Consider the following 13,412-nt stretch of genomic DNA (forward strand, 5'->3'; position numbering starts at 1 on the left):
TTTATCGCTTGGGTCGATACGTAGAGTAAGAATATATCGCTTTTCTTAACTTTGATTAACCCTGCAGCGCATCTTTCACCAGTTTAGAGATTAGTGCAGGGTCAGCACGGCCAGCGGTTTTATTTTTTAATACGCCCATCACGCTGCCCATATCGCGCATTGAAGTGGCGCCTTGCTCAGCAATTTCAGCATTAACCAAGGCGGCAAGCTCAGCATCATCCATTTGTTTTGGCATAAACTCGTTGATGATATCAATTTCAAACTGCTCTTTAGTCGCCAAATCATCACGGCCATTTTCTGTAAAGATATTTAGTGACTCATGACGCTGCTTGAGCTGTTTTTGTAGCACTTCCAATACTTGTGCATCATCAAGCTCGGTCTGGCGGTCAATCTCAATTTGTTTGACCACGGATTGAACGTTGCGCAATACTTTAACACGCTCAATCTCGCGCGCTTTCATGGAAGTTTTGATGCTGTCAGACAGGGTCTGTTTAAGTTCGCTCATTGTTATTATTCCTTATAAGTATGGATAAAATAATTTTTAATAAAATAGCTGTTGGTAAGATAATTGGGTAGACAGTGTTAAATAAAAATATGCTGAGCATTTATCAGCATAAATAACAAAAATTGTAGCATAAAAAACGCCACTGTTATTCATCGATAACAGTGGCGTTAGTGTAGCGCTGGTATTTAGCTAATCGTATTAGTGATTAGTACATACGAGTGGTACGAATAGTTTCGCGTTGTAATTTCTTTTTATAACGCTTTACGGCAGCGGCTGCTTTGCGCTTGCGTACTTGCGTTGGTTTTTCATAAAATTCACGCTTACGTACGTCTGATAGAACACCGGCTTTTTCACAAGCACGTTTGAAACGACGGATAGCGATGTCAACTGGTTCGTTTTCTTTGACCTTAACTGCAGGCATGAAAGCTCCTTGATTAGGATGAGATATAAGGGCATTAGTTTGGCTGTGTATTAGTATTTAGCCGTAATATCTCAAGATTATCGGCATCAGCTCAAACTAGGATAGTCTTGCGCAATAGCACAAGGGCGCTTATTATAATTAAAAATGGCAGTAAAGTCAAAGGCTTTTGCCTATTAACCCATAATTATCATTAAGTTGCACACTATTATCAACAATAACGGTCGTAAGTCATTTAGATTCATGGTTTGCTTGCCTTTAATATAGTGGTCTTTAAAAGTGTATGAATGGATAAATTTATTGCATAGTATAAGCAGAAATAAAAAACCCTACTGTCTATAACGGTTTAGGCAGAGTTTATGCTATGATAATTTGCATAATATCAATCGTTTTATGTGCACTTTATTAAGGATGTTGCAATGAAGAAATCAGTACTAAACACGGCGCTAAGCACAGCATTTATCGTCGCCCTTGGCTTTGGTATCAGTGCTTGCAGTGGGGATAAAGAAGGCGAGTCGCACGAAGTCTTAGCAAAAGACCGCGTCGATGAAGCGGCAGAGCTTGCGCGTAAAAACGCACCTGAAGCAGAAGAGCTGAATTTCCCAGAAACAGCGCCAATGCCAGCGGCTGAAGCAGACGCAGCGGCAAGTACTGAAGCCACTACAACTACCACAGAAGAAGGCGCTGCTGATACAGTAGAAGCAACTGCAAGCGCGGATGCCGAAGTGGCTGATACTGAGACTGAAAGTGCAGAGGCGCCAGCTACGGATGCAGCAACTACAGATGCGACACCAGTAGCGAATTAATCTTTTTTGAAATTAAAATAGCGACGGCTAATAGCAAGCTATTTTATTAACAAGCTATAGACGAGGGAATAACCATGAAACAAAATACCATGAAGAAAAAATCAGTTGTGAAATTGGTGCTATCTGGCCTGAGTCTTAGTGCGTTATTAACACTCAGTGCCTGTAGTGGCGGCGATAATACGGCGACTGAAGAGCCAGCAGCTGCTGTCAATGAAACAGAGACCGTGGTTGTAGAGCCTGAAGCGCCAGTTGCAGAAACTGAAGTGGCAGCTGAGGCGGTAACCACTGAACCTACAGTTGAAGCAGAAGCAACTGAAGTAGCCGAGGCCGAGCCTGCAGCTGCTGCTGAGGCAGAAGTATTAGCCGCTGATGCTGGTGCAAAGCTGTATGAAAAGCAGTGTAAAGTTTGCCACGAAAGCGGTTTGTTAGAAGCGCCGAAATTTGGTAATAAAGAAGATTGGGCTCCGCACCTTGCTAAAGACATAGATACGCTACGTATGCATTCTGCCAAAGGCTTTAATAAAATGCCGGCGCAGGCAAATGCTGAAGTAAGTGAAGCGCAAGTCCATGCCGCAGTTGATTATATGGTCGCTGCAGCCAGTTAATTCTGCTTGTTGAAATTTGCTCGACTGACCGCCATTGTAAGCTCACAGTGGCGGTTTTTTATTAATGCTACAAGGCAAATATAAAGGCACATAAATGAAAGTATTGGGTTTAGAGACCTCTTGCGATGAGACTGGTCTGGCGATTTTTGATAGCGAGCAGATAACTAGCGACAATAAAGGTCTGCTAGGGCAGGTACTGTATTCACAAATAGAGCTGCACGCCCTTTATGGCGGTGTGGTGCCCGAGCTTGCCAGTCGCGACCATATTCGTAAGCTGGTGCCTTTATTTAACGAATTACTAGAGCAGTGCAATATCACTAAAGATGAGATTGATGCGATTGCTTATACCAAAGGTCCTGGGCTTATCGGTGCGCTGATGACGGGCGCATTATTTGGTCGCAGCCTAGCTTATGGTTTAGATATTCCAGCGATTGGCGTTCATCATATGGAAGGGCATTTGTTAGCGCCTTTGATGGGAGCGAATCCTCCAGCTTTTCCATTTGTATCGTTGCTGGTTTCTGGTGGTCATACTTTGCTGATTGCCGCCCATGGTATCGGGCAATATGAAATCCTCGGCGAGTCGATCGATGATGCGGCTGGCGAATGTTTCGATAAAGCCGCCAAAATGCTCGGTCTCCCATATCCCGGTGGCCCGAATATTGCTAAATTGGCGGAAACAGGCGATAAAAATGCTTATGATTTACCGCGTCCAATGCTGCATCGTGGTTTGGATTTTTCTTTCAGCGGTATGAAAACGGCTGTGCACAATCTTATCAAGGACACGCCATGCTCAGGGGGTTCGGGAAATAGTGCTGAGAGCGATCCGCAAGTTCGCGCGGACATTGCCGCCAGTTTCCAGCATGCTGTCGTTGATACCTTAGTAAGAAAATGCGTCAAAGCACTTAAACAAGTCGAGATGAGCCGACTGGTAATAGCGGGCGGTGTCAGTGCCAATAGTCATTTGCGTGAGACTTTAGAAACTGAGCTTGCTAAAATCAATGCTACTGTACATTATGCGCCGCCTGCATTATGTACGGATAATGGTGCGATGATTGCTTATGCCGGTTATGAGCGACTGCAAGCAGGGCAGGCGGATGACTTGGCTGTCAGCTGTGTACCACGTTGGCCGATGACAGAGTTGCCCGCTGTGTGATTGCCGTCAGGTAGCTCATACCCAACTTATTCATATTTATATCACTCAAGGATGATTTATGCAGTGGCTAGCGATTGGATTAGGGGCGGCTTTTGGCGCTTGCCTGCGAGGTTGGTTGGCGCGTTTTAATCCGCTGCACCACTGGATACCCCTTGGGACGCTTGGCGCCAATGTATTAGGTGGACTATTGATAGGGCTAGCATTGGTATGGTTTGAGCGTATGGGTAGCGGCTTATCACCCAATATTAGACTGTTTGTGATTACCGGCTTTTTGGGCGGTTTGACGACTTTTAGTACCTTTAGCGCTGAAGTATTTACCTTTATCCATCAAGGGCGGTTACTGGCAGCTTTGGGCTTGGTGGGCTTGCATGTGGGATTGACATTGCTGGCAACGGCGCTTGGATTTTATTTCTTTAAGTTGGTGCTTTGAGCTTTAATAAATATCATTTAATTAACAGTCTATTTTGGGTGGTCTATGAATAGTTTAAGAAGTCTGTTTAGTTAGTTCCTGTAGGGTATACCCCAGTGAAAATCGACTCATGTGACACAAGAATGGTTTTTTTAATGGCTAAGTTTGTCTTTGTTTGAGATATATATCGTGCCAAGCTGATAATGAGCTTCTTCATTTCCTTGTTCATAGGCTTTCCAGTACCATTCACTCGCTTTGGCATGATTTACCTCTACTCCTTTGCCATATCGATACATTGAACCCAGTTTACTTTGTGAACTTGCGAGTCCTTGGTTAGCAGATTTTTCATACCATTCAAACGCTTTGCCATAGTCCTGATCTACGTCTTTACCCATGTCATACATCAAGCCAAGTTTATACTGTGCCTCAGCATTGCCTTTTTCAGCAAATCTTTTTAGTTTTATAATCTCACCACTTTCTTCGATTAGCGGTTGCACCTGAGAAATTTGTGAACTCGTTGTGCTATGCATTTTATGACAGCCTATAAGTAGCATAGGCGATAAGAAGACAACGCAAAAAGTGGCTGTTAACTTGATTGTAGGAAAAACCATAGGTTTGTCTCAGTAATTAAAAATTATCTGTTAAGTATATTATCAATAAAGTAAACAACCAAAACCATTTGATAGTCTTAGCCTACAGCCAAACCTTCAGGTCCCCACTAGGGAACCATCATTTACCATAATAGTCTTTATGATATGAAAAAGTGGCTAATATTTCATAATTATAAAAAACTAATTGGTAATGAAGCTACAACGGCTTCACAATCCCTTCCAATAAACTCGCAAACCCTTGCATATAGGCAATATCTTGGCTTGAGGTACGCGTTGCCGCATAGAGCTGACAGTAGACCCCAGTCCCTAACGGGCGCGAAACCACCCAGCCTTTTCTCTCATATTCAGCGACGACCCAATCGGGTAAGGCCGCCACCCCGCGTTCGCTCGCAACCAATTGAATCAACATAGCGGTAAGCTCGGTGGTACGAATGCCTTTAAAGCTGACCTGCTCTGGCGTCATAAAGTTGGCAATGATATCGAGACGCTTAGCCTCCACTGGATAGGCAATCAAGGTTTCAGTAACTAAGTCTTGGGCGCGTATAAATGTCTGCTCAGCCAAATCATGGGTAGGTGATAGCACCAAACGGCTCTCATACTCAAATAATGGCTGATAGCTGATACCTTCTATCGGTAAATTACTGGTGGTAATCAATAAATCGATATCGCTTTCCATTAATAAATGATGTGGCTCAGGCTCAAAACCAGTGGCAAAATCCAGCTCAACATCTGACCATTCACGGCGATATTGATTAAGTATCGGCATCAGCCAATCAAAGCAGCTATGACATTCAGACGCCAAGCGCAATCTGCCCGCTTGACCATGGGCTAAGCGTTTCAAGTTTGACTTGGTGCGTGTGACTTGCGGCATGATACTGTCTGCCAGTGCCAACACCGTTTTGCCTGCTGGGGTAAAGGTCAGCGGACGCGTGCGACGATTGACCAAACTGATATCGTAGTAATTTTCTAACTCTTTTAACTGATGGGAGACTGCAGAGGCAGTGACATGCAGCTCATCGGCAGCAGCGGCCAATGAGCCATGGGCTCGCAGCGCAGTTAGCGTATTAAGATGACGAAGCTCTAGCATAAAATAACCTAACCACTGAAGTTAAAAACAAAGAGTTTATAGCAGATATAAAATAAGAATCACACGTGTTGTATCAAATTACTATCAACGCCTACGTAGTAGCAATTGCGAGATAACCACCAAAATTAATGAGGCGACCAGTAAAATTGTCCCAATCGCATTGACCTCAGGTTTAAGTCCTACACGCACCATAGAATAGATACGTAACGGTAAAATCTCATAGCTAGGACCAGTGACGAAGGTCGATACCACCACGTCATCGAGCGATAAAGTAAAGGCCAGCAACCAGCCTGCCATCACCGCTGGGAAAATCACTGGAATCAAGACTGTACGCACCATCATAGATTCGCTCGCACCCAAATCTCGTGCTGCTTCCATCAAGCGCTCATCCAAACTACTTAAGCGCGCAAAGACAGTAATGACCACAAACGGTAGGCAAAAAGTAATGTGTGCTAGTAGTAGCGATACAAAACCGAGTTGCAGTCCAATTAACAAAAACAATGCCAATAGCGATATCGCTAGGACAATCTCAGGCGACATCATCAGCACAAATAGCAGCCCGTTTAGCAGCCCTTTACCGCGAAAGTCATAGCGATGTAGCGCAAGTGCAGTCAAGGTACCGATAACGGTGGAAACCGTGGCGGCAACCAAGCCCAAGACAATAGAATGCCAAAAAGCATCAAGCATTGCTTGGTTATTAAATAACGACTCGTACCACTTTAAACTAAAGCCGCCCCAGTTATAACCGATTTTTGACTTATTAAATGACATCACCACCAAAACGATGATGGGCAGATATAATAAAGTGTAAATCAGGCCGAGATAGCCTTTGGCGGCCATACTGCCGATGCTAGATCGCTTGGTTTTTAAGGGTGAGCTACTCATTAAATGATCAGACATTAGGCCACCTCACTAAAATCAGTCTTGCCAATACGGCGGCTACTGGCGCGATAAGCGAGTAATAATACCGCCATGGCAAGCGTCAAGAGCACACTGGCTGCAGCACCAAATGGCCAATCACGTGCATCTAAAAACTGGTTTTTGATAATATTGCCAACGAGTAAGTTACGTGAGCCGCCCAAAATATCGGCGACATAAAACATCCCCATCGCTGGTAATAATACCAGCAGCACCCCTGAGATAATCCCCGGTGTGGTCAAAGGTAATACCACGTGCCAAAAGGTTTGCGGTTTTGAGGCACCCAAATCCTGTGAGGCAAGTAGCATATCATTACGCAAATCACTAAATACGGCGTACAGTGGCAGCACCATAAATGGAAATAATAAATACGTTAAACCAGCGATGACAGCACCTTGAGTATATAAAATATCAATGGGCGCATCGATGATGCCGATTGCTAATAAAGATTTATTAATCAAACCGTTGCTGGCAAATAATAGTTTTAGCGCATAAGTTCGTACCAAAGAGTTGGTCCAAAATGGCAATATCAGCATGAGCATCAATAAAGGCTGCCAGCGTTTACTGACTCGAGATACAAACCAAGCAAACGGGTAGCCAAGTAATAAGCAGATGACCGTGGTGATGCCTGCCATCCATAATGAATGCACAAAGACATCAAAATAAAGCGGGTCAATCATACGCACGTAACTGTCGATAGTGACCGGCAAACTAATAAAAGCCGTGCTATCACGGGTCAAAAAGCTGACCGCAATGACCAGTATATTTGGCAATAGCGCAAAGATGAGGAGCCAACCCCAAATTAGCCACAGCGTGGCAGTACGAAAAGGGCTTTTGTTGCTTGAATTAGTACGTGCCATTAGCTGATATCCTTTTGGGAAGCTAATTTGCTAGTGCTATTACTTATATTGCTATCAAGCGTACCATCTTGTTCTTCTTCTGGTAAAACCCATTCCCAGCCATCTACCCAGGATACTTTAACGCCTTCATTAAGCTTATAATCAAAACTTGGGTCATCTTCATCAAAGAATTCCGAGGCTTTAATAATATGACCGTTCGTTAGCTCAATAATCGAGTCTAAGGTACTGCCTTTATAATTACTTTCAATTACCCGTCCAAGTAAGCCGCCATGCTCTTTATCGTTGGGATCATAAATGCGCAAATCTTCCGGACGTAGCAATAAATTGACGATATCGCCAACTTGCACGTCATTGGCAAAGTCAGGACGGCGCAAATTACGTAAGGTCGTCGGACCCTCTTGCGCTTGTGCTTCGCAAACTTCGACCTCAATACGTCCATTGGTCACGCGACCATCACGATCGGGCTGCTCAGGATAAACGCCTTTGACTTCCGCCTTAAATAAATTAGTCTCACCGATGAATTTGGCGGTAAATAAATTTGCAGGGGTTTCATAAATCTCAATTGGTGTACCAATTTGCTGAAATCTGCCGTCTTTCATTACTGCAATGCGGTCTGACATTGATAGCGCTTCTTCTTGATCGTGTGTCACAAAAACAAAAGTAATGCCAAGCTCGCGTTGCAGACGCTTAAGCTCAGATTGCATTTGCAGACGCAGTTTATGGTCGAGCGCTGATAGTGGCTCATCGAGCAAGAGTAATTTAGGGCGATTAATCACCGCGCGTGCAATCGCCACGCGCTGCTGCTGACCGCCAGATAAATCTTGTGGTTTGCGATTGGCTAAATGCTCAAGTTGTACCATCGCTAGCATCTCACGCACCCGCATTTGAATCTCATCTTTTGGTACTTTTTTTAATTTAAGCCCGTAAGCGACGTTTTGTGCCACTGTCATATGCGGAAATAATGCATATTGCTGAAATACGGTATTGACTGGACGCTTATCAGCGGACAAGCCTGCCATCTGAACGCCATCAAGATAAATCGCTCCAGCATTAGGCTGCTCAAAACCGGCAATCAGTCGCAATAAAGTCGTTTTACCACAGCCTGATGGACCAAGCAGGGTGATAAACTCACCATGCTGAATATCAAGGTTGATGTCCTTTAATACTTCGGTTTGATCATAGATTTTTTGTAGACCAGTCAGTTGCAGGAGCACCTTGTCAGAATGGGTTGAGGCAGGTGTGGACTGCGTCTGTAAATTTGCTTTGGTCATAAGGTTGATTCCTAAAATACCAAACGCTCAGTAGCGTTATGAATATTAGATACTGTCAGCACTGTCAGTAGCATAATGGTTTCTTGGTCTAACGGACTATTTAAGATAGCTAATGGCTTATTGAGTCATTTGGTATCGCGAGTTATTTGGCATGGCGATAAGCGATGGCTAGATATGGGGTCTGCTTGCTGCGTATTATAACAAACCCTTGCGGTGAATTAGTGCAAGTTCGTTATCCGTTGGTTGGCGGTGATTGTTCTTTTTAGCATAGAAGCTGTGTTTATTCGCCCAAGTTATCTTATGGTTTTTAATAAAATAGCAAGGTAACGAGTGATATTAAAATAAAGAATTTTTACCATTTTTTTGCCTTGCTTCCTATACAATCACTTTATGTATGCTAAATACAGTGATCTTTGCAATAGCAAACGGCTGAGCTTAAAGATAAGCCAATGTCAAAAGCAGAACGCTCGCTCAATGTAAAATATTAACCATATTAAGAATCAAGGACCCCTTATGCCTAACGATACCCGCCCAAACACTGGTCAAGAAGCATTAGCGCTGCTTAAAGAAGGTAATGTGCGCTATGTAGAAAGCTTGACCAGCACTGACCCCTGTATGCAAAAACGTCCCGAGCTGATCAATGATCAAGACCCTTTAGCGATTATTTTGGGCTGCTCGGACGCACGTGTACCGGTTGAGATTGTGTTTGATCAAGGCTTGGGCGATTTGTTTGTCATACGCGTGGCGGGCAACGTGGTTGCGCCATCGCAAATTGGTTCGGTTGAGTTTGCCGCCGAAAAATTTGGCACTAAGTTGGTGGTGGTCCTTGGACATTCACATTGCGGCGCTGTGACTGCGTGCGTTGAGGCGCTGATTAATCCTGAGCAAAACTACTCACCGAACCTACAATCAATCGTTGATCGTATCCGTCCTAGCGTCTATAACTTGCATGAGCTTGCCACTGCCAATGGACAAGATGTCGATGCTGATGAGCTGGTCGATCGCTCTATTCGCGCCAATGTACGCATGTCAGTAAGCCAATTGAAGCATGGTTCGCGCGCATTAGAAGACCTAACCAATAGCGGTCAGCTGCTCGTCGTTGGTGCCGAGTATGATTTAGAGACAGGCAAGGTTCGATTCTTAGATGTTTAATAGACATTTGGCATGAAATGTCTATCATAGTTAGGGTGCGGCTGATACGCGATAACATTGACACCGTATCCGCTATTAACGATTAAAAATACTTAGATATTGGAAGAATTATGACTGATTTAGAAAGCTTAAATAGCAATCAAGCCACTAATAATCAAAAACCCATAGCCCAACCTGCAAGCAGCGTAAAAACTGACGGCATTCAGCCGATTTCAGCTCAAACCACAGGCTATACGTTTAACCATACGATGTTGCGGGTAAAAGATCCTGCTAGGTCATTGGCGTTTTATACCGGCGTCTTAGGAATGACATTATTGGCGGTGAAAAAATTCCCAGCGATGGGTTTTGACTTGTACTTTTTAGCCAAGCTGACTGAAAGCGAGCGTGAAAACTTGCCAGCTGGTGATGATTTAGAGATTTTTGCTTTCCGTCAGCGCGGTATTTTAGAGCTCACTCATAACTACGGTACCGAAACCCAAGCAGACTTTAGTTATCATGATGGCAATGGTGAACCGCAAGGTTTTGGTCATATCTGCTTTAGTGTGCCGAATTTGGATGAAGCGGTTGCTTGGTTCGATGAAAATAACGTTGAGTTTAAAAAACGCCCAGATGAGGGTAGTATGAAAAATATTGTCTTCATCAAAGACGTTGATGGTTATTGGATTGAAATCGTGCAAGCAGATTTAATGGGCTAGTTTTCCTGAAAGTTTGATAAGCCTATTAATAAACTTTATCGAAACAAGTTTATGTATCTCAAAAATTACCAATAAAAAAGGCCGCTATAGTAACTATAGCGGCCTTTTTATATTTAATAGCAAAGGCTAATTAGTCTTTTTTCACTTTAAAATCAGTATGGCATGATTTACAGCTTTCACCTACTTGACCGAATGCTGGCAGAACCTGATCGATACTGGTCGCTGTTTGTGCTACGGTGTTTAATTCAGCAGTGGCTTTTTGAAAGTTATCTGCTTCAGTACGGAAACCATCAACGTTGCTCCAAACCGCTTCAGTGGCGTTACCAGTGGCTTCTTGGTTTTCAAAATGGCTCCAAGGGCTGGCAGAGTCCTTCGCCAAAAATGCCGCTTGTTCTTTAAATACTTCGGCATCAAATGTATCTGGTGCTTCAGCCATATCACCCATGATACCCATTGCATCGCCCCAGCTTTTCATGCTGTCTTGACGCGCTTTAACGTCAGGGTCAACTGGCGTACTACAAGCCGTCAGACCTAGAGCAACTGCCATTAACGTGATGCTGACGATAGACTTAAATGATTTGTTATTAGAAACCTGTGCCATCTGTATTACTCCTTTATACGTGGCTAATAAAAAGGTGTCGTAGCATCTTCATGCTCGCCACCTGATTAAATTGCGACTATTAAAATAAATGTTATGTTGTTGTTTTAAATATTAAAGACGACTATATCTGCTTAATAGGTAGTTTGTAATCCATATAGCTGTTGCTTAAATAACAAGGGTCAGCATCTATCGCTGACCCTTGTTATTTTATAGCTTATATACATTAAAAATAGCTATGACTAATGCAGAAATTAACACCATCTGTGGTTTATTATGCCAATGATGATTACAAAGTCAACCAATCACGGGGTTTTAGATAAAAATCGGTTAGCTCAAACTCAGGTGACCCTTCAACAGGCTCAAAGCGATAATGCCAGCTGGCAAGCGGTGGCATGCTGACTAGAATAGATTCGATACGTCCATTACTTTGTAGCCCAAATAACGTACCGCGGTCATAAACAAGGTTATATTCAACGTAGCGTCCACGGCGATATAGCTGAAACTCGCGCTGTGCTTCGGTGTAGCATACATTTCTACGTTTCTCAAAGATGGGCAATATACCTTCAAGATAGCCATTACCGACCGCTTGCATAAATTTAAAGCAAGTTTCAAAATCCCACCCACGACTCTCAAAATTGACGTCATCATAAAATAAACCGCCGATACCACGCTGCTCATCACGATGGCGCAGATGGAAATATTCATCACACCATTGCTTAAAATCAGGATAGATATTGTCACCAAAAGGAGCGCAGAGGTCATGGCAGACCTGATGCCAATGCACGCAATCAGCAAGTACCGGATAAAATGGCGTCAAATCGAAACCGCCACCAAACCACCAAATGGGGTCTTCGCCCTCAGCTTCGGCAATGAATAAACGCACGTTGGCATGGCTGGTCGGAACATTAGGATTTTTAGGATGCACCACCAATGAAACGCCCATGGCTTGCGCTTTACGACCAGCGATATCAGGATGGCGAGCCGTTGCCGAAGCGGGCAAGTTCTGCACATGGATATGACTGAACATCACGCCTGCTTTTTCAATCACTTCACCATCTGCTAGGACGCACGACCGACCGCCGCCACCTTCAGAGCGTTCCCAATCATCAGGAACGAAAGTGGCAGGTTGACTATGGCTACTGCCATCGCGCTCTTCTGCCTCTAAGGCTTGACAGATACGCGCTTGCAAATCGACCAAAAACTCACGGACACGCATAATGTCATTATGGGTCGGTGCCGTAATTGAATCTGACACTGAATCTGTTATTAAAGGATTGGTATTATTCTCTATATTTGGCATACTCATAAAATATCTAATTATTTACTATTTATTAAGGTGTAAGGCAGTATTGAAGTCTTTATCCAGTAGATGACCCATGCGATCGCGTTTGGTCGCTAGATATTCAGCATTCATATCATTGACCCCAACCAATAACGGCACCCGTTCAACGACATCGATACCATGCTGCGTTAAATAAGCGACTTTATCGGGATTATTGGTAATCAGGCGTACGCTGTCGACGCCGACATGGGCAAGCATTGGTCCGCACATATCATAAACGCGCGCATCAGCTGGCAAGCCTAACATGAGATTGGCATCTAAGGTATCATGGCCTTGATCTTGCAAGGCATAAGCGCGGATTTTATTGGTCAGACCAATCCCGCGACCTTCTTGGCGCAGATATAATATCGCCCCGCAGCCAGTCTCTTGTATCGCTTGCATGGCAGTGTTTAGCTGTGGACCACAATCGCATTTTAATGAACTAAAGGCATCACCCGTTAAACATTCAGAATGAATACGTATCAGCGGGATGAGAGGCTCTGCTGGCGCCGCGCCTTGTTGGTTTAGCGCCGTATCAGCCTGATTTACAACATCAGTTTGATTTACCACAGGTAAACCCACGGTCAGCATCACATGCTCTTGACCATCGTCATTTTCAAAAATATGAATATCAAACTCGCCGTGACGAGTAGGTAGTTTGGCAGTAGTAATAAATTGATATGACATTAATGTCCTGCATAAGCCGATCATCATGGCGCTAGAGGTCTGTTTAAGCTTTTTCATATTTGTTAAAGCTTTACAATAATAACTAAGGTATCGCCTAAGCGCTGCTGATTCAAATAGCAGGCGGCTGATATTTATTAGAAAAACACACAAAGTTCACAGACGGCGCAAGATGATTAAAGCGACAATTAAAAATAAATGCTATTATGCCATACTATTTTGACGGATACAGTGACAAGTCTTTGCCCTTACATTACTATGTCGTCACCAAGGTCGGATATGTATGCAAAATCATTAAGCATCATTATCAAACATT

The 13,412-nt window shown here is 43.7% G+C and carries 16 protein-coding genes; 6 read left to right on the top strand and 10 right to left on the bottom strand.

Annotated elements, in window-relative coordinates; translation table 11 throughout:
• Positions 1–55 precede the first annotated feature (55 nt).
• Together FHS24_RS05885 and rpsU are read right to left on the bottom strand one after the other, a co-directional pair.
• Positions 56–505: a GatB/YqeY domain-containing protein gene (locus tag FHS24_RS05885; protein ID WP_183619683.1), complete on the bottom strand. Its 450-nt coding sequence runs from the start codon at positions 503–505 to the stop codon at positions 56–58.
• Positions 506–710: 205 nt separating this feature from the next.
• Positions 711–926 (bottom strand): 30S ribosomal protein S21, encoded by a 216-nt coding sequence (rpsU, locus tag FHS24_RS05890; RefSeq protein ID WP_079690742.1) that lies wholly within the window; start codon positions 924–926, stop codon positions 711–713.
• Between the two features lie 416 nt (positions 927–1,342).
• Between rpsU and FHS24_RS05895 the strand changes: the two genes are divergently transcribed.
• From FHS24_RS05895 to FHS24_RS05910, 4 genes are all read left to right on the top strand, one after another.
• Complete coding sequence (locus FHS24_RS05895; RefSeq protein ID WP_183619685.1) at positions 1,343–1,729, top strand: hypothetical protein; 387 nt, start codon at positions 1,343–1,345, stop codon at positions 1,727–1,729.
• Between the two features lie 74 nt (positions 1,730–1,803).
• A complete protein-coding gene (locus tag FHS24_RS05900) occupies positions 1,804–2,334 on the top strand; it encodes a c-type cytochrome (RefSeq protein WP_221185021.1) in 531 nt (176 codons plus the stop codon).
• Between the two features lie 94 nt (positions 2,335–2,428).
• Positions 2,429–3,487, top strand: coding sequence for a tRNA (adenosine(37)-N6)-threonylcarbamoyltransferase complex transferase subunit TsaD (gene tsaD, locus FHS24_RS05905; protein WP_183619687.1), 1,059 nt, complete (start codon positions 2,429–2,431; stop codon positions 3,485–3,487).
• A 58-nt stretch (positions 3,488–3,545) separates the two neighbouring features.
• Complete coding sequence (locus FHS24_RS05910; RefSeq protein ID WP_183619689.1) at positions 3,546–3,917, top strand: CrcB family protein; 372 nt, start codon at positions 3,546–3,548, stop codon at positions 3,915–3,917.
• Positions 3,918–4,048: 131 nt separating this feature from the next.
• Here the strand turns inward: FHS24_RS05910 and FHS24_RS05915 are convergent, their stop codons facing one another.
• The 5 genes from FHS24_RS05915 to potA form a co-directional block, all read right to left on the bottom strand.
• Positions 4,049–4,426 carry a tetratricopeptide repeat protein gene (locus tag FHS24_RS05915; protein ID WP_183619691.1) on the bottom strand — a complete coding sequence of 126 codons (378 nt, stop codon included), beginning with the start codon at positions 4,424–4,426 and terminating at the stop codon, positions 4,049–4,051.
• Positions 4,427–4,703: 277 nt separating this feature from the next.
• Positions 4,704–5,594, bottom strand: coding sequence for a LysR family transcriptional regulator (locus FHS24_RS05920; RefSeq protein WP_183619693.1), 891 nt, complete (start codon positions 5,592–5,594; stop codon positions 4,704–4,706).
• 84 nt (positions 5,595–5,678) lie between these two features.
• Positions 5,679–6,494, bottom strand: a complete 816-nt coding sequence (potC, locus tag FHS24_RS05925) for a spermidine/putrescine ABC transporter permease PotC (RefSeq protein WP_406947766.1) — start codon at positions 6,492–6,494, stop codon at positions 5,679–5,681.
• Positions 6,494–7,372 (bottom strand): spermidine/putrescine ABC transporter permease PotB, encoded by an 879-nt coding sequence (gene potB, locus FHS24_RS05930; RefSeq protein WP_183619695.1) that lies wholly within the window; start codon positions 7,370–7,372, stop codon positions 6,494–6,496. The genes potC and potB overlap by 1 nt, the downstream gene beginning before the upstream one ends.
• On the bottom strand, positions 7,372–8,643 hold the full coding sequence (gene potA / locus FHS24_RS05935; protein WP_183619696.1) for a spermidine/putrescine ABC transporter ATP-binding protein PotA: 1,272 nt from the start codon (positions 8,641–8,643) through the stop codon (positions 7,372–7,374). The genes potB and potA overlap by 1 nt, the downstream gene beginning before the upstream one ends.
• Before the next feature lie 513 nt (positions 8,644–9,156).
• Between potA and FHS24_RS05940 the strand changes: the two genes are divergently transcribed.
• Both FHS24_RS05940 and gloA read left to right on the top strand, forming a co-directional pair.
• Positions 9,157–9,795 (top strand): carbonic anhydrase, encoded by a 639-nt coding sequence (locus FHS24_RS05940; RefSeq protein ID WP_183619697.1) that lies wholly within the window; start codon positions 9,157–9,159, stop codon positions 9,793–9,795.
• 110 nt (positions 9,796–9,905) lie between these two features.
• Positions 9,906–10,490, top strand: a complete 585-nt coding sequence (gene gloA / locus FHS24_RS05945) for a lactoylglutathione lyase (protein WP_183619698.1) — start codon at positions 9,906–9,908, stop codon at positions 10,488–10,490.
• Positions 10,491–10,620: 130 nt separating this feature from the next.
• Here gloA and FHS24_RS05950 read toward each other — a convergent pair whose 3' ends face one another.
• The 3 genes from FHS24_RS05950 to ribA form a co-directional block, all read right to left on the bottom strand.
• Positions 10,621–11,091, bottom strand: coding sequence for a c-type cytochrome (locus FHS24_RS05950; RefSeq protein ID WP_183619699.1), 471 nt, complete (start codon positions 11,089–11,091; stop codon positions 10,621–10,623).
• A 286-nt stretch (positions 11,092–11,377) separates the two neighbouring features.
• Positions 11,378–12,307, bottom strand: coding sequence for an oxygen-dependent coproporphyrinogen oxidase (gene hemF, locus FHS24_RS05955; protein ID WP_406947770.1), 930 nt, complete (start codon positions 12,305–12,307; stop codon positions 11,378–11,380).
• A 108-nt stretch (positions 12,308–12,415) separates the two neighbouring features.
• A complete protein-coding gene (ribA, locus tag FHS24_RS05960; RefSeq protein ID WP_183619701.1) occupies positions 12,416–13,099 on the bottom strand; it encodes a GTP cyclohydrolase II in 684 nt (227 codons plus the stop codon).
• Positions 13,100–13,412: the final 313 nt, after the last annotated feature.

The organism is Psychrobacter luti (assembly GCF_014192115.1).
GTDB classification, from domain to species: domain Bacteria; phylum Pseudomonadota; class Gammaproteobacteria; order Pseudomonadales; family Moraxellaceae; genus Psychrobacter; species Psychrobacter luti.